Source organism: Proteus sp. G2669, from assembly GCF_009915245.1.
Taxonomy (GTDB): Bacteria; Pseudomonadota; Gammaproteobacteria; order Enterobacterales; family Enterobacteriaceae; genus Proteus.
The window spans coordinates 24,482-40,416 of record NZ_JAABLX010000010.1; the positions used below are offsets into that span (position 1 = coordinate 24,482).

Annotated in this window: 16 protein-coding genes; 8 read left to right on the forward strand and 8 right to left on the reverse strand. The window is 38.0% G+C overall.

Going from position 1 to position 15,935, the window contains the following annotated elements:
• Window positions 1–308 precede the first annotated feature (308 nt).
• Both dcuC and GWI68_RS01670 read left to right on the forward strand, forming a co-directional pair.
• Window positions 309–1,583 (forward strand): C4-dicarboxylate transporter DcuC, encoded by a 1,275-nt coding sequence (gene dcuC / locus GWI68_RS01665; protein ID WP_166539194.1) that lies wholly within the window; start codon window positions 309–311, stop codon window positions 1,581–1,583.
• A gap of 14 nt (window positions 1,584–1,597) precedes the next feature.
• Window positions 1,598–2,866, forward strand: coding sequence for an amidohydrolase (locus GWI68_RS01670; protein ID WP_072069755.1), 1,269 nt, complete (start codon window positions 1,598–1,600; stop codon window positions 2,864–2,866).
• Window positions 2,867–2,985: 119 nt separating this feature from the next.
• On the opposite strand, the gene sspB is transcribed toward GWI68_RS01670, so the two are convergent.
• The 5 genes from sspB to zapE all read right to left on the reverse strand — a co-directional run bounded on the left by sspB (window position 2,986) and on the right by zapE (window position 7,187).
• The gene (gene sspB, locus GWI68_RS01675; RefSeq protein ID WP_166539195.1) at window positions 2,986–3,495 is read right to left on the reverse strand and encodes a ClpXP protease specificity-enhancing factor; all 510 of its coding nucleotides are present in this window, start codon (window positions 3,493–3,495) and stop codon (window positions 2,986–2,988) included.
• Between the two features lie 6 nt (window positions 3,496–3,501).
• Window positions 3,502–4,143: a stringent starvation protein SspA gene (sspA, locus tag GWI68_RS01680; RefSeq protein ID WP_023582862.1), complete on the reverse strand. Its 642-nt coding sequence runs from the start codon at window positions 4,141–4,143 to the stop codon at window positions 3,502–3,504.
• Window positions 4,144–4,800: 657 nt separating this feature from the next.
• A complete protein-coding gene (gene rpsI, locus GWI68_RS01685; protein WP_004245284.1) occupies window positions 4,801–5,193 on the reverse strand; it encodes a 30S ribosomal protein S9 in 393 nt (130 codons plus the stop codon).
• A 15-nt stretch (window positions 5,194–5,208) separates the two neighbouring features.
• On the reverse strand, window positions 5,209–5,637 hold the full coding sequence (rplM, locus tag GWI68_RS01690; RefSeq protein WP_006535327.1) for a 50S ribosomal protein L13: 429 nt from the start codon (window positions 5,635–5,637) through the stop codon (window positions 5,209–5,211).
• A gap of 434 nt (window positions 5,638–6,071) precedes the next feature.
• A complete protein-coding gene (gene zapE / locus GWI68_RS01695) occupies window positions 6,072–7,187 on the reverse strand; it encodes a cell division protein ZapE (protein ID WP_166539196.1) in 1,116 nt (371 codons plus the stop codon).
• A 203-nt stretch (window positions 7,188–7,390) separates the two neighbouring features.
• On the opposite strand from zapE, the gene zapG reads away from it, so the two are divergent.
• From zapG to degS, 3 genes are all read left to right on the forward strand, one after another.
• Entirely contained in the window at window positions 7,391–7,795 is a 405-nt protein-coding gene (gene zapG / locus GWI68_RS01700) for a Z-ring associated protein ZapG (RefSeq protein WP_036933053.1), read from the forward strand.
• A gap of 230 nt (window positions 7,796–8,025) precedes the next feature.
• Window positions 8,026–9,417: a serine endoprotease DegQ gene (degQ, locus tag GWI68_RS01705; RefSeq protein ID WP_166539197.1), complete on the forward strand. Its 1,392-nt coding sequence runs from the start codon at window positions 8,026–8,028 to the stop codon at window positions 9,415–9,417.
• 207 nt (window positions 9,418–9,624) lie between these two features.
• Entirely contained in the window at window positions 9,625–10,695 is a 1,071-nt protein-coding gene (degS, locus tag GWI68_RS01710; RefSeq protein ID WP_109409270.1) for an outer membrane-stress sensor serine endopeptidase DegS, read from the forward strand.
• 26 nt (window positions 10,696–10,721) lie between these two features.
• Here degS and GWI68_RS01715 read toward each other — a convergent pair whose 3' ends face one another.
• Window positions 10,722–10,970, reverse strand: a complete 249-nt coding sequence (locus GWI68_RS01715; RefSeq protein ID WP_109409269.1) for a CPCC family cysteine-rich protein — start codon at window positions 10,968–10,970, stop codon at window positions 10,722–10,724.
• A gap of 37 nt (window positions 10,971–11,007) precedes the next feature.
• Window positions 11,008–12,069 carry a DUF2157 domain-containing protein gene (locus GWI68_RS01720; protein ID WP_166539198.1) on the reverse strand — a complete coding sequence of 354 codons (1,062 nt, stop codon included), beginning with the start codon at window positions 12,067–12,069 and terminating at the stop codon, window positions 11,008–11,010.
• 301 nt (window positions 12,070–12,370) lie between these two features.
• On the opposite strand from GWI68_RS01720, the gene GWI68_RS01725 reads away from it, so the two are divergent.
• From GWI68_RS01725 to GWI68_RS20210, 3 genes are read left to right on the forward strand one after another with little or no spacing between them, the layout of a single operon-like run.
• The gene (locus tag GWI68_RS01725; RefSeq protein WP_166539199.1) at window positions 12,371–13,282 is read left to right on the forward strand and encodes a hypothetical protein; all 912 of its coding nucleotides are present in this window, start codon (window positions 12,371–12,373) and stop codon (window positions 13,280–13,282) included.
• Complete coding sequence (locus GWI68_RS20205) at window positions 13,275–14,063, forward strand: SIR2 family protein (RefSeq protein ID WP_243733277.1); 789 nt, start codon at window positions 13,275–13,277, stop codon at window positions 14,061–14,063. The genes GWI68_RS01725 and GWI68_RS20205 overlap by 8 nt, the downstream gene beginning before the upstream one ends.
• Window positions 14,050–14,580, forward strand: a complete 531-nt coding sequence (locus GWI68_RS20210) for a hypothetical protein (protein WP_243733278.1) — start codon at window positions 14,050–14,052, stop codon at window positions 14,578–14,580. The genes GWI68_RS20205 and GWI68_RS20210 overlap by 14 nt, the downstream gene beginning before the upstream one ends.
• Before the next feature lie 80 nt (window positions 14,581–14,660).
• Here GWI68_RS20210 and murA read toward each other — a convergent pair whose 3' ends face one another.
• A complete protein-coding gene (murA, locus tag GWI68_RS01735) occupies window positions 14,661–15,923 on the reverse strand; it encodes a UDP-N-acetylglucosamine 1-carboxyvinyltransferase (RefSeq protein ID WP_109409265.1) in 1,263 nt (420 codons plus the stop codon).
• Between the last annotated feature and the right edge of the window lie 12 nt (window positions 15,924–15,935).

Here is a 15,935-nt window from a genome sequence, read left to right on the forward strand (position 1 = left end):
TTTTGTATCAAAATAACACTCTTAACCTATAGTAAATATAATTTGTTTTCGTATTTTTTACTTTATCTCTTTTTATTTAACTTTTCCGTCATCTTTTAATGATAATTGTTTTACAGCATTTGTTAATAACATCACAGTCTAAAAAAATAGATTTTATTTCGGCTATTAAATTTGATAACAATCAAATATTGTCAACCTACCAACTTCATAATGGAGTCACCTAATAACTTTACAGAAAAATATAATTTATTGATGTTAGGTTCGTTTTCACAATTAATAGTATTGTCATAATTAACTAGGGGATCACTATGGTGATGCAACTGATAGCAGTAGCCGTTATTATTGTAACTGTCTATTTGCTAATAAAAAAATATGAAACCCGAATGGTGCTAATTGGTGCGGGCTTATTACTCTGTATTTTAAGCCTAACCCCATTAGATGCGTTTACCGCATTTAGTGAGCGCATGGTGTCTTCATCATTAATTCAAGCAATCTGTTCGAGTATGGGTTTTGCTTATGTTATGAAATACACCAAATGCGACATGCATCTGGTTCATGTTTTATCAAAAGTAATGACTCGTCTGGGCTTCTTCCTTATTCCAGCCACTGTTGTCGTAACATACTTTATTAATATCGCAATCCCATCAGCAGCAGGTTGTGCGGCTGCGGTAGGTGCAACACTCATTCCATTATTAATCGCTGCACGTATTCACCCAGCTATCGCAGGTGGTGCAGTGTTATGTGGTACCATCGGCTCAATGCTAAGCCCAGGTATGTCGCATAACGCCTTCGTTGCTAACATGGCAAATATGGAAGTGGTTGATTTAATCGCTCGCCATAGCCCATACAGCTTAATGGCTGGTGGTATCGCTGCAGTTTCACTGGCCGTTGTCGCTTTAGTGAAAAAAGAGTTCAAAATGGCTTCTGCTACTGGTGATGCATCATCTTCATCAGCACAAGCAACGCCAGAAGCTGTTCGCCCTAACTATTTATATGCAACAGCACCTTTCATTCCATTAATCCTGTTAATTCTGCCATTCTTTGAGACATTCAGTACATTTAAACTGTCTGTTCCTGCGGCAATGTTAATCGGTTCTATCTATTCCCTGTTCATCACATTAACTAACCCTGCTCAAATTACCAAAGAGTTCTTTAAAGGTATGGGTAATGCTTATGGTGATGTATTAGGTATCATCATTGCAGCGGCCGTATTCGCAGCAGGTCTGAAAGCATCTGGTTTAATCGACGCGTTCATCAACTTCTTGACTCACTCTCCTGAATTTGCTCGCTGGGGTGGTACTTTAGGGCCATTCTTAATGGGTATTATCACAGGTTCTGGTGACGCAGCAGCATTCGCATTCAACGAAACAGTGACACCTCATGCTGCACAATTTGGTTATGAAATCCCAGACATGGGTATGGCTGCGGCTTTATCTGGCGCATTAGGCCGTACAATGTCACCACTGGCAGGTGCAGCGATTGTTTGTGCTGGCCTTGCAAATGTTAACCCTATGGAAATCGCAAAACGTACTGCACCAGGTATGATTATCGGCGTCATCGCTGTTGCGTTATTCATGTTATAAGTGGAGAAATGAATATGTCAGCAATTACACTAGAAAAATTAATAAAATGGCGTCGTGAGTTTCACCAATACCCAGAAATTGGTTGGTCAGAATTTTTAACCACAGCGAAAATTGTCAAAGAATTACGTAGCTTAGGTTTAGAAGTTAAAGTTGGCCCAGACGTTATCAATCAAGAGTTTGCTTTTGGCCGCCGTCGTCAAGTTGTTGAAAAAGGCCTAGCTGTTGCAAGAGAGCATAAAGTTGATGAAGCTCTACTTGATGAAATGAAAGAACTAACAGGTTGTGTGGCTATCTTTGATAGCGGAAAAGCAGGTCCAACTGTAGCTCTGCGTTTTGATATCGACTGTGTGGGTGTTAACGAAGCAACAGAAGCTAAACACCGTCCTCATGCCGAGAACTTTGCTTCTTGTCATGCTGGCGAAATGCACGCCTGTGGTCACGATGGACACATTTCTATCGGTTTAGGTGTTGCTCACTGGCTAGTTGAAAATAAAGATAAAGTTGTTGGTAAAGTTAAAATCTTATTCCAACCAGCTGAAGAAGGTGTTCGTGGTGCTCGTGCGATGGCTGAAAGTGGTATCGCAGATGATGCCGATTACTTCTTAGGGGCGCACTTAGGCTTTATCGCAAATAGTGGTGAAATTGTTATTAATCCAACACATTTCTTATGTACTACTAAATATGACTTCCGTTTTAAAGGTGCGCCATCTCACGCAGGTGCAGAGCCAGAATTAGGTCGTAATGCATTAGCTGGCGCTTGCCACGCAGCAACACAAATGCTGGGTATTTCTCGCCATGGTAAAGGGATGTCACGTATCAACATCGGTGTATTAAAAGCCGGTGAAGGCCGTAATGTCACTCCAGCTAATGCTGAAATGCAAATTGAAGTTCGCGGTGAAAATGAAGAGATCAACAGTTTTATGGCTGCCAATGCAGTACGTATGGCTGAAGGTGCAGCGCATAGCTTCCAGTTAGAAATGGAAAGCGAAATTATGGGTGAAGCCGTTGACCTCACAAACGACCAAGAACTCATTGATGTCATGACCAAAGTCGTTGGTAAACATGCAGAGTTAACCGCCGTTGCTACTCGCCCATTTGGGGGAAGTGAAGATGCGACTGTATTAGCAAAACGTGTACAACGCTGTGGTGGTAAATCACTGTATTTCGTTGTTGGTGCCGATAGAACTGCAGGTCACCACCAAGCAGGCTTTGATTTCGATGAAAAACAATTAATGACTGCTGTTAATCTTTACACAGGCTGTTTAGAAGAGCTACTGAAATAGTTTTTCAGTAATGCAATTCAATAAAGCGCTCTATAGCAATATAGAGTGCTTTTTTTGTACATAAAAAAAGCCCAGTTCAAGTAAACTGGGCTTTTCATTCATACAAATAAGATACTCTCTTATTTCACAACACGTAATGACGGACGGCCTGTTGGACGAGGTGGCTCAGGATCATCATCCGGTGAAGATGTATCGGTTTCTACCGTACCATCAGTGACAAGCGATAAGCCTTCATTAACAGGCGTTAAAGTATTCTCTTCACTTTCATCTTCAGCAAACTGTAATGATGCACCAGATTCATAAGCTGGCTCTGGCTCAAACATCATTCCCGCACCGTTTTCTCTCGCATAAATAGCCATAATAGCAGCCATAGGCACTCGCACTTTACGAGGTATGCCACCAAAACTTGCACTAAATAAAACCTGATACGGTGTTAACTCTAAGCTATCTACAGCACGAGATGAAATATTTAGTACAATTTGACCGTCATGCGCATATTCCATTGGAACTTGAACACCATCAATATTCACATCAACAACTAAATGTGGTGTTAATTCGTTTTCAATGATCCAGTCATAATGCGCACGTAATAAATGCGGACGACGCGGAGACATATCCATAATCTCCATACTTTATTACCCTCTTGAAGGTAAGCGCATCTCACGCTCTGCTTCGGTTAATGAGGCGAGGAAAGAATCACGCTCAAAAACACGTTGCATATAAATTTGTACATCTTTAGCACCAGCACCACTTAAATCCACGCCTAATACTGGTAAACGCCATAGAAGCGGAGCTAAATAGCAATCTACCAAGCTGAATTCTTCACTCATAAAGTAAGGATATTCTTTAAACACAGGCGATACAGCCAGTAGCTCTTCAGCTAACTGTTTGCGAGCTGCATTGGCTTGTTGTTCTGTTCCTTTCTCAATGGTGTTCATTAGAGAATACCAATCATGCTCGATGCGATGCATCATTAAACGGCTGCTACCACGAGCAACTGGATAAACTGGCATTAAAGGAGGATGAGGGAAGCGCTCATCAAGGTATTCCATGATGATACGTGAATCATACAGAGTCAGCTCACGATCGACCAAAGTCGGCACACTTTGGTAAGGGTTCAGATCGATAAGATCCTGTGGAAGATTACCAGCTTCAACCTGTTCAATTTCAACACTGACACCTTTCTCCGCTAGGACAATTCTGACCTGATGGCTGAAAATATCAGTCGGACCGGAAAACAAAGTCATTACCGAACGTTTGTTGGCAGCGACAGCCATGAAAACCTCCAAGTTAATCAATTAAAGAAATGAATTGGCACAATACCTTTTCCATTTCCCCATTCCTAAAAGACAAGCACACAAACGCAGTTAACTTAAATAAGTCTCTAAGTTATTAACTACATTGGGTAACTACCTGTATAAAAAGTGTTATCGCGGGATAATCTTATTCTACAGAGTTAAAAACTCACCTGTCTTTGCGGCACATATCATTATCAAGTAATACCAAAATAATCATTCAACAATCATTATTGTGATAATAATTTTGGTATTGCTTTAAAATGAATAACAGACACTATTGTTGATACACCATCGGCAACATTGTGAAATTAGAGAAAGAAAGACACCGAAGTCCGTTATTCTACCAGAATTCATGTTACTTAGGGGGGCTCATGCAAATAATTCAATATAATATGCCACATTGCCTTAAAAGTAAGATTATAATATTAAAAAATAAAATTATTTAGATTAAATATCCAAAAAATGGGTTTTTTAATCGTTTGGTTATCTTACATAACACCTGTTTTCGTGACTATCGTCTTAATACATTAGCAAGATTATGTTTTTATTATCAATAAACACAAATTAATCAAAAATAAAAAACCCGCCTGTGAAGACGGGTTTTCAACATCAAATTGATATCTAAAAGATAACAAATTAACGTTTAGAGAACTGTGGACGACGACGTGCTTTACGCAGACCCACTTTCTTACGTTCAACAGAACGCGCATCACGGGTAACGAAACCAGCTTTACGCAGATCAGAACGTAGAGTCTCATCATATTCCATCAGTGCACGAGTGATACCGTGACGGATCGCGCCAGCTTGACCAGAGATACCACCACCTTTAACAGTGATGTATAAATCTAATTTACCCAGCATATCAACTAATTCCAGCGGTTGACGAACAACCATACGTGCTGTTTCGCGGCCGAAGTAAACTTCTAGGCTACGTTTGTTGATTACGATATTACCGCTACCTGGCTTAATGAAGACACGTGCGGAAGAACTTTTGCGGCGACCTGTGCCGTAGTATTGATTATCAGCCATTGCCTATTATCCCGATTAAATGTCCAGAACTTGCGGTTGTTGTGCCGCGTGGTTGTGCTCAGATCCTGCGTAAACTTTCAGTTTACGATACATCGCACGACCCAGTGGCCCTTTTGGCAGCATGCCTTTTACCGCGATTTCGATTACACGCTCAGGACTACGGGCGATCATCTCTTCGAAAGTCGCTTGTTTGATACCACCTACGTGACCCGTATGACGGTAGTAAACTTTGTCAGTACGTTTGTGACCAGTTACGGCTACTTTCTCAGCGTTTAAAACGATGATGTAGTCACCAGTATCAACGTGCGGAGTATATTCCGCTTTGTGCTTACCGCGTAAACGGCTAGCAATTTCAGTTGCTAAACGGCCTAAAGTTTTGCCGTCTGCATCAACAACATACCAGTCGCGTTTTACGGTTTCTGGTTTAGCTGTAAAAGTTTTCATTATTGAAAATTACCCAATGTTTAGTTACACGTTGGTGAACGCTCGGTTCAAATACTATTGAGGTTCACACGACTCTTGTGTCCAGCAAACCTACCCCTTCGAGTAGCACTGCTGACTCTAAAATGCGAGTTTTTTGGGAAATAAAAAACTTGCTGCAACGTGGGGTCGCAAGATTATAGAGAAGTCAGAAAAAAAAATCGAGTCATAATTGAAAAACAATTGAATTCTTTTTCAATATTTCAGTGAAAAAAACGAATTTAGCACTTTTTTCTGATTTGACTGATAAATTCTTGCTACCTGAAGAGAAGAATTGTTCCTTTCCAGAGCGTTTGTAAGCTGCCTAATGCTTTCTATTTTCATATAAAAAAACATCAAGCAACTTAACCTGCGCCATCCTACCATAATGAAAGATGACTTTCTTCAAGAATTAAACATTAAGCAAGATGAGGTTGCACCAAATATTCTTCACTTTGCATCTCTTGCAAACGAGAAAGGCAACGCTGATATTCAAACTGTAAAAAATCACCTTGGTAAATCGCATTCATTTCAACATCGGCATTAATAATCAGTTTCACTCTACGTTCATAAAATTCATCAACTAATGCTAAAAACCGACGAGCAACATCTTCATTTAACGCGTTCATTTGCGTCATTTCATGTAATAGAACTGTATGATAATGCTTAGAAAGCTCGATGTAATCAAGCTGGCTACGCGCTTCCACACATAAGGTTGCAAAATTAACTGCCAGTACACCATTAGCGACTTTTCTGACTTTCATCGGCCGATGATTAATGGTTAAAGTCACATCGGTTTGTGGTTCACTGGTGACTAAGTGAGAAAAAACCCTCTCCATTTCTTGACGGTTTTTATCACTTAATGGGGATAAGAAAAGATGTGCTTGTGTTAACGTTCTTAAACGATAATCAATACCTGCATCAACATTTAAAATGTCGCAATGATGTTTGATTTGTTCTATTGCAGGTAAAAAACGAGAACGCTGTAATCCGTTGCGATAAAGCTCGTCAGGAGGAATATTCGATGTTGCGACTAGAGTGATCCCTCTGGCAAATAACGCTTCTAATAACGTGCCTAAAATCATGGCATCCGTAATATCAGAAACAAAAAACTCATCAAAACAAAGTACATCTGTTTGTGCTTTAAAGCCATCAGCAATAATTTCTAGTGGATCTTCTTGTCCTTGTAAGCTTTTTAGTTCTTCTTGAACACGTAACATAAAACGATGAAAGTGGAGTCGCAACTTTCGCTCTGTTGGTAAACTTTGATAAAACATATCCATAAGCCATGTTTTACCTCGTCCCACTCCGCCCCACATATATAAACCACGTTCTGGTGCAACAAGCTGTTTTTTTGTGCGAATTCGCCCGAACAATCGTTGTGTTAACGAATTTTTTTCTGGTGGAGTCTCTTTTAATAATGCATGGTATATCTGTTGAAGATGGAGAACAGTTTTTCGCTGAACATCGTCAGGTTGATAATCACCTTGCATCAATGCGGCTTCATAAAGTGATAACGGCGTACTAACAGTCATGAATGCCCTCTTATCCTTAATTTTCTGACATACTAGGTTGTGTCTGTCGAATGTCTCTATTATAAGCATTAAGAATTGTTTTAACATCAACGTAACACAGGAATTTCATATTAAGCTTAAGGATATTATTCCACCCATGCCTTTTAGCGGTTATGATGTTATAAGAATCCATCGTCCTCACTATTAGATGAAAAGGAGTTGCCATGGTTTGGGTTTATGCACTGATTGGATTAGTTGTAGGTCTTATTATCGGCGCACTCGCAATGCGTTACGGTAACAGCACCCTTCGCCAACAAGATGCTATAAAAGCAGAGTTAGATACAAAAAAAGAAGAACTGGATACTTATCGCAATGAGCTTGTCAGCCACTTTGCTAGAAGCGCTGAACTATTAGATAACATGGCGAGAGATTACCGTCAGCTTTACCAACATATGGCAAAAAGCTCTAATGAGCTCATGCCAGATATGCCAGCTCAAGATAATCCATTTAATTACCGATTAAGTGAATCTGAAGCAGCAAATGATCAATCCCCAATAAAAATGCCACCTCGTGATTATTCCGAAGGGGCATCTGGATTGTTCAGACCTACAGATAAAAAAGACAATTAATACTAAAACGCCACATTTATTGTGGCGTTTTTCTTTCTATTAAATACCATAAAATGGCAATTATTTGCTATGGTTTTAAAGATAGCTTTTGTCTTGTAAATCCGTGTAAAAGAAAGCAAAGTGCATCATGTCTTAATGAACTTTCCTTTGTTAGTACAGGTCTTAATGACATCGTGCTCATTTTGAGCAATAAATTTTATTTTGATAACTGTATCAAGAGACTCTAATTCATGTTGACTAAAAAAAGAAAATTATTACTTAGTGCATTAGCAATGAGTGTCGGACTTTCACTCTCAACTATCCCAGCAACCAGCATGGCTGCATTACCTGCAGTTATGCCGTCGGGAGAACAACTCCCAAGCCTTGCACCTATGTTAGAAAAAGTGCTACCAGCCGTTGTCAGTGTGCATGTTTCAGGAACACGAGTACAAAGCCAACAAGTGCCTGAAGAGTTTAAATTTTTCTTTGGTCCTAACTTTCCATCACAACAACAAAGTATTCGCCCTTTTGAAGGCTTAGGCTCAGGCGTCATTATTGATGCACAAAAAGGCTATGTATTAACCAATAACCACGTTGTTGATGGTGCAGATAAAATTCAACTACAAATTAATGATGGTCGTGAATTTAGCGCCAAATTAATTGGTAGCGATCCACAAACAGATATCGCCTTACTGCAAATTGAAAAACCAACAAATTTAACAGCAATAAAAATGGCGGACTCAGACCAACTGCGCGTTGGTGACTTTGCTGTTGCTGTCGGTAATCCATTTGGTTTAGGTCAAACCGCAACATCCGGTATTATTTCCGCGTTAGGCCGTAGTGGCTTAAATCTTGAGGGTTTAGAGAACTTTATTCAAACAGATGCTTCTATCAACCGTGGTAACTCTGGTGGTGCATTAGTTAACTTAAATGGTGAGTTAATCGGAATTAACACCGCTATTTTAGCACCAGGAGGCGGCAATATCGGTATCGGCTTTGCAATCCCAAGTAATATGGCACGAGATCTTAGCCAACAACTGATCTCTCATGGCGAAGTTAAACGTGGCATTTTAGGTATTCGTGGCACAGAAATGAATTCTGATCTGGCGAAATCCTTTAATATTGATGCACAACGTGGTGCTTTTGTCAGCGAAGTTTTACCTGATTCATCCGCAGCAAAAGCAGGTATTAAACCGGGTGACGTTTTAATTTCTGTTGATGGAAAACGTATCAATAGCTTTGCAGAGTTACGAGCTAAGGTTGGAACAACACCTCCAGGTAAAGAAATTCTGATTGGCTTAATCCGTCAAGGTAAACCAATGGATGTCAAAGTGACATTAGAGAAACAATCAGCAGATGCAACACGCGCAGATAACTTCTCTCCTGCACTACAAGGCGCCACATTAAGTAACTACTTAAACAAACAAGTCAAAGCTGTTGCTGTAGATTCTGTAGAGAAAGATTCAGCGGCGGCGGCATCTGGTTTACAGAAAGGCGACCTGATTATTGGTATCAATAATACGCCAATAGCATCATTAGGCGATTTACGTAAAGCCATTGATGCTAAACCCCCTGTTCTTGCATTAAACATACAGCGTGGTAATGATGAAATTTACCTGCTGTTACGTAATACACCGCGCTAAGAAGTAAGCTTTCACCTATCTAATTTATTGATTTCCTTAGCCCTGTAATATTGATTATAGGGCTTTTTTTTATGTTAATTTTTGATAAGAGTCATTAGCTTAAAATAGGATATTATGCACTGAGCGATGCTTTCATAAGTTAAACTATGCTATTCTCATCACTGCTACGCAAATAATCTCACGGTCAGACATAAATACAGGATTTTTATGTTAACTAAGTTACTGCGATCGACACTGATTGGCCTTTTAACAGCAGCAATTCTTTTGATTGCAGTCCCTTCGATTCGTCCTATTTTTATTGAACACCTTATTAATGGTGATTTTCTCAATGCGCCGTTTAGCTACAATACGGCGGTACGTCGTGCTGCCCCTGCAGTCGTCAATGTTTATAGCAGTACCATGGGAAGCTTTTCTCAAGAAGGTCGCGAACTGACCTCTTTAGGTGCTGGCGTTATTATGGATGGGCGAGGTTATATTCTAACAAATCAACATGTTATTAATAATGCTGATCAGATTATTGTTGCATTACAAAATGGTGATCTTTATGAAGGCTTACTTGTTGGTTCCGATCCTTTAACTGATTTAGCCGTTTTAAAAATCGATGCAGAGAAACTTCCGACGATCCCTATTAATAGTAAACGGATCTCACATGTAGGAGATGTTGTACTTGCTATTGGTAACCCATTTAATATTGGGCAAACCATTACTCAAGGGATAATTAGTGCAACAGGCCGGGTGGGGTTAAGTCCAACACGTTACCAAAATTTTCTACAAACAGATGCCTCAATTAATGAAGGCAACTCAGGTGGAGCACTTATTAATACAGAGGGCGAACTTGTGGGTATTAATACCATGACGTTTGACTCAGGAACCTACAATGGGTATCGCCCAAGTGCTGAAGGCTTAGGCTTTGCTATTCCAACCGAATTGGCTGTAAAAATCATGAATAAACTTATCCGTGATGGTCGTGTTATTCGTGGTTTTATCGGTATCACAGCTAAAGAATTACCAAGAATTCGCTCGTCAAATACTGATATTAAACAAATCCAAGGGCTACGTATTTTCCGGATCTCACCAAACAGTCCAGCAGATAAAGCAGGCATAAAAACAGGTGATATCATTCTTAGTATCAACCATGCTCCTGCAACTTCTGCCATGGAAATGATGGACTATATTGCAGAGACTCGCCCCGGCACAGTATTGCCCGTTACGTTATTACGTGAGGGTAATGAATTAAATGTTGATGTGACTATTTCGGAATACCAACCAGAATCGTAACTCACACATAATCTCCCTATAACCCGCTAATAGGGAGATTTCATATAAAATGTCGCACTTTGTAAGCAACTTTCTTGAAAACTTTCTGTATTACGATAATCTTCTAACGTGCTGTGATTACAACCGCTATATTCGCCTTCTTTAGTACCATCATTTTGCCAGCCACAAACCGGACAGATCTCAAAAAAGGCCTCATCTTTGTCTTTAAAGACAAGATAATGACAAGCAACACAACTCACTTCGAGTGGAAGGTGACAACTGCGTTTCTCTATCAAAGTAATCTCCTATTACAACAACGAATAAAGCGAAATTTTATTCATTTTTATTCGGTTTACTCGCGAGTGAATTATGTTCAACAGCATGCCAAATTTTTTCAGCTTTCCGTCCAATTAAAACCAATGAAATCGCTAAAATAAAGAAGAAAATCGCACTGTGTAAGCTATCCCAGAAATATTCAAAAAAACGAGTGTAAAGATTAATACCTAGGAATGTCAGGCCAAAGCCTCTTAACATGCCATCATCGGTTTTAAGACTGATATAGATACAAATAACGGAAACAACACCAAATAACAGTGCCCAAGGTAACAAATTCACACTTGAAGTACGATACCAAGTATCAGGATCATAATTACCAAAAATAGACATTATCCATAACGCAATAAAGAGATAAGTAAGTCCCATTATTTTTGTCATGGTAAATAAACGACGGTGTGCCAACACATTTTGTAAGAAATAACAGCCCGCTAATAATACTGCACCAAAGAGAACGAAACGAATAGGATAGTTCATCCCTAACCAATAAGCGCCCCAACCTGACATATAACCCGTTTCAGCGCCAAACCAATTCCCTAACATCAGTAAGAAAAATAACCACACCAACGAGGAACGACTGATAAAACCAATCACACCATAAATCACACAACCAATTAAAAAGAGAGGGGCAATATGACCACTTCCCGTATCCAGCAATTCTCCTAGTTGCCAAAGAAAAATAGCGGTAAACATCACACCTAAAAAGAGAATAAATTCAGTACTGTAATGCCATTGTGTTTCTTTTCGCTGACGTTTAAATCCCCAAAAATAAAGTATGCAGGCAATAAGTGCTGGAGATATCACACGCATAATTTCAGAAACACTAAAAATTTCAATTAAATAATAAACTAATGCGCTATCACTAAAGATACTACCAACAGCAATAATCAAGCACGCAATCGCTATCCAAAACGCGTAACGACTCAACCGTTTCCAATCAAAGGGAATGCATTGCAACGTACTTCCTAATTGCTGATGTTCTTGTTCTGAAATCTCACCAGATTGCTGCCATTTATCAAGTGCTTGGCGAATAAGGCGTTCTTGTTTCCTTGTTACCTGCATATTTGTTCCTTTCTTTCAGCTCATCGCGTTTTTTCTAAAATAGGTTTATTTTTCTTACTGTATCTTGCCACGAAAGAAATGCCTTATGAATTATCTGATTATTATCATTAAAAAATAATAAACATGTCACATTATAATGAAAGAAATAATACATGATTATTATATTTCTCTTATCTACCTTATAGGTTAATAGTCCTAAATAGTTATTTATTATCGTATAGAGCACAAATCTAAACTCACCAGAAGAAAATTTAGAAATCCTGTGATATGTATTATTTAATAAAGTATAAAGAGGCATTCAATGAAAATAGAATTAGCTAAAAGTCTTGAGTTAAATAGAGATATCACAGCAGAAGATGCCGATAAATTATTCTCAGAAAACAGAATAACATCAAAACATCTTTTTGAATGTACTGAACCTGATTGTCACGCCCAAGTAACATGCGCCAATCTTGATAAACCTAGTCGATTACGTAAAAGGGTCCCCTATTTTAAATTTGTTTCTGAACACAGTGATGCCTGCAAAATAGGAATTAGTGAAGAAAGTGAATTTCGTAAAATAAAGAAAGCACATGAAGATCCTGAAGCACTCCCTTTTATTTTAGATGATACTATTGAACTTGATCTCTCATCTCCTTATAAAAATAAAATTCATGATGTACCTGTCTTAGAAGAAGATAATAGTATAAAAAAACGCTTAAAAAGAAAGGATGTTGATGAAGAGAATATAAATAAAACACGCCATGCAAGAAAGCGTTTATCTGGGCTAGTTAATGCTTTTATTAATAAAGAAAATTTCTTTCTAAATACTGCTGAAGGAAGAATTCATTTAAGAGACTTCTTCATTCATGTTAATGATAAAAAAGATCTCAGTGAGTATATCGATGAGCCACGAGTGTACTTTGGTAAGGCATGGATTAAACGGATAGATAATTATTACCTTGTTCGTTTTAATAATGAAATGCGAGCAGGTGATTTAAAATGTAAGCCAACATTTTTTATTACTGAGCGACTTGTCGATAGTTCAGAATATAAGAGAACATCTCGTCAAGAATTAGATAAGATCGCTTTTTCTAAACCAGTACAACCCCTCTACTTATTTATATTCAGTGAATTACCACCGGTAAAAATGAATAGTAGTGATTTTATTAATTTCAAGTTAGATGATTTAACTTACCTATATTACAAAAAATGGGGCAAGAAAAATGAATGAAATATATGAAATAGCCTATTCAACAGTGACTAATCGACTATGTTTGTTTACAGGTACTGGATTTTCAAAGGCATTAACAAAAAATAAAGTACCTAGTTGGCAAGAATTACTTGAGAAAGTCTGTGATGAATTGAGTGGTTTAGAAAAGATAAAACAATCTTTATTCCCTAACAATGGGAAAAATCCATTAAGTTTAGAGGAGGCGGCTCAAGTTATTTATATTGAATACCAAAAAAGAGATAAAAATTTACATGAGAAAATTGCAGAAATTATAAAAGATATCAAATTATCTAAAAATAACGAACCTATAGAAGAGTTCTTGGAAAATAATTCTCTGAGAATAATAACAACAAACTATGATAAATTGATTGAACATATGCTTTCAATTGATCATTGCCAATCCCTTGCTCCTGGATTACCAATTCCCAAATCGTCTTCAAAAATAAAAATTTATCACGTACATGGTTCTATTGATTCACCGAGTAATATGGTTGTTACTTCTGATGATTATTTTAAATTTATAAACTACAACTCTTATTTCTCTAAAAAAATAAGCTCTATGATTTATGAAAATACAATTGTTATATTAGGCTATTCTCTTGGAGATACTAACCTAAAAGCAATTATTAATGAGTACAAAAATTTCTCACGAGAAAACGTTATTGGTTCTTCTATGTTTTTAGTATCTAGAAAGAAAATAGAATCCTACTTAAAAGAATACTATTTTCATTGCTATGGTATTAGAGTTATTGATGATTTAAATATTCATGATTTTTTTTAAAAATCTAAATTCAAAAATAATAGAAGTAGAGAAAACCGTTGAAAGCTCAATAAAAAATATAAAAAAAGTATTACATGGAAATCATAGCTTTTCTGAAAAATTCTTAAGAGTAGAAAATAGTTTTTATGAAATAATAATATCATTAGCTGCCTTTGGTGCTAAAGTGACAGATAAAAAAACCATGAACATGATAGAGAAAATAATACAGGAAAAAATAAAACTAACGAGTGAAAATAGTGCTTGGGAACAATATGTTCATTTGGCAAATTGGCTAATCTATCTTGCAACTATCATTGAAATAAAAAGCACCCCATTAGAAGATATATATCTTAAAGCGGTATCTCATTCAATGGATCACATGACTAAAGATTATTCCATAGGATATTCTTGGCATGCTTATCGTGCATGGGAAAATAAATGGCCGTCTCTTATTGTATCAAATAGAGTTATGATAAAAAATTATGTTCGTGAGAATATTAGTAATAACGATGCTGTTAATTTAGTTAAAAACTTATAATTAATTTGAACTCAATAAAAAACCATAGCACAACAATGTACTATGGTTTTAAATGGCTAAAAAAGGCTAGCTAAAATAAATTAGTCATTAGCGCGTAAACGTTCTATTTTCGCCCCTAATCCTTGTAATTTAGCTTCAATATTTTCATACCCACGATCGATATGATAAATACGATCCACAATAGTTGTACCTTCAGCGATACACCCCGCAAGGACTAAACTTGCAGAAGCACGTAAATCTGTCGCCATCACTTGTGCGCCTGAAAGTTTTTCAACACCATGACATAACACCGTATTACTTTCGATTTCAGCATGAGCGCCCATGCGGATTAACTCAGGAATATGCATAAAACGATTTTCAAAAATAGTTTCTGTGATCATTCCTGCGCCTTCAGCAACTAAGTTTAAAAGGCTAAACTGTGCTTGCATATCAGTCGGGAACCCAGGATGCGGTGCTGTACGCAAGGTTACCGCTTTAGGACGTTTACCATGCATATCAAGGCTGATCCAATCTTCACCAACTTCTATATCTGCACCCGCTTCACGTAATTTCGCCAACACTGCATCTAACGTATCAGGCTTTGCATTACGACAAACAACGCGGCCACGAGAAACAGCAGCAGCAACTAAGAAAGTACCCGTTTCAATACGATCAGGGAGAATTTGATAAGTACCACCACCAAGGCGTTCTACACCTTCAATAGTAATACTATCTGTACCTGCACCGCTGATTTTGGCACCTAATGTATTAAGAAAATTAGCAGTATCTTCAATTTCAGGCTCTCTTGCCGCATTCTCAATGATAGTTTTACCTTCGGCTAACACTGCTGCAGTCATAATAGTGATAGTGGCACCCACGCTCACTTTATCCATGACAATATGTGCGCCTTTTAATCGCCCATCAACACGAGCTTTTACATAACCTTCATCAAGCGTGATTTCAGCGCCTAATTGCTCTAAACCTGTAATATGAAGATCAACAGGACGAGCGCCAATGGCACAACCACCGGGTAAAGAAACCTGACCTTGACCAAAGCGAGCAACTAACGGCCCTAATGCCCAAATAGAAGCACGCATGGTTTTAACTAACTCGTAAGGTGCACAGAATTCATTGATATTACGAGCATCAACAAAAACAGAGCCGTTACGTTCAACATTAGTTCCTAAGCGATTAAGTAATTTAATCGTTGTATCAATATCTTTTAACTTAGGAACATTGGTTAATTCTACTGGCTCTTCGGCAAGGATCGCAGCGAACAGGATTGGTAATGCAGCGTTTTTTGCGCCTGAAATAGTGACCTCACCTGATAAACAGGTTGGTCCTTGTACTCTAAATTTATCCATCTGTAGAACTCT

Excerpts from the sequence above, each read along its gene's own strand:
- dcuC (WP_166539194.1), top strand. The coding sequence starts at position 309 with ATGGTGATGCAACTGATAGCAGTAGCCGTTATTATTGTAACTGTCTAT.
- GWI68_RS01670 (WP_072069755.1), top strand. The coding sequence starts at position 1,598 with ATGTCAGCAATTACACTAGAAAAATTAATAAAATGGCGTCGTGAGTTT.
- sspB (WP_166539195.1), bottom strand. The coding sequence starts at position 3,495 with ATGGAGATTATGGATATGTCTCCGCGTCGTCCGCATTTATTACGTGCG.
- sspA (WP_023582862.1), bottom strand. The coding sequence starts at position 4,143 with ATGGCTGTCGCTGCCAACAAACGTTCGGTAATGACTTTGTTTTCCGGT.
- rpsI (WP_004245284.1), bottom strand. The coding sequence starts at position 5,193 with ATGGCTGATAATCAATACTACGGCACAGGTCGCCGCAAAAGTTCTTCC.
- rplM (WP_006535327.1), bottom strand. The coding sequence starts at position 5,637 with ATGAAAACTTTTACAGCTAAACCAGAAACCGTAAAACGCGACTGGTAT.
- zapE (WP_166539196.1), bottom strand. The coding sequence starts at position 7,187 with ATGACTGTTAGTACGCCGTTATCACTTTATGAAGCCGCATTGATGCAA.
- zapG (WP_036933053.1), top strand. The coding sequence starts at position 7,391 with ATGGTTTGGGTTTATGCACTGATTGGATTAGTTGTAGGTCTTATTATC.
- degQ (WP_166539197.1), top strand. The coding sequence starts at position 8,026 with ATGTTGACTAAAAAAAGAAAATTATTACTTAGTGCATTAGCAATGAGT.
- degS (WP_109409270.1), top strand. The coding sequence starts at position 9,625 with ATGTTAACTAAGTTACTGCGATCGACACTGATTGGCCTTTTAACAGCA.
- GWI68_RS01720 (WP_166539198.1), bottom strand. The coding sequence starts at position 12,069 with ATGCAGGTAACAAGGAAACAAGAACGCCTTATTCGCCAAGCACTTGAT.
- GWI68_RS01725 (WP_166539199.1), top strand. The coding sequence starts at position 12,371 with ATGAAAATAGAATTAGCTAAAAGTCTTGAGTTAAATAGAGATATCACA.
- GWI68_RS20205 (WP_243733277.1), top strand. The coding sequence starts at position 13,275 with ATGAATGAAATATATGAAATAGCCTATTCAACAGTGACTAATCGACTA.
- GWI68_RS20210 (WP_243733278.1), top strand. The coding sequence starts at position 14,050 with ATGATTTTTTTTAAAAATCTAAATTCAAAAATAATAGAAGTAGAGAAA.
- murA (WP_109409265.1), bottom strand. The coding sequence starts at position 15,923 with ATGGATAAATTTAGAGTACAAGGACCAACCTGTTTATCAGGTGAGGTC.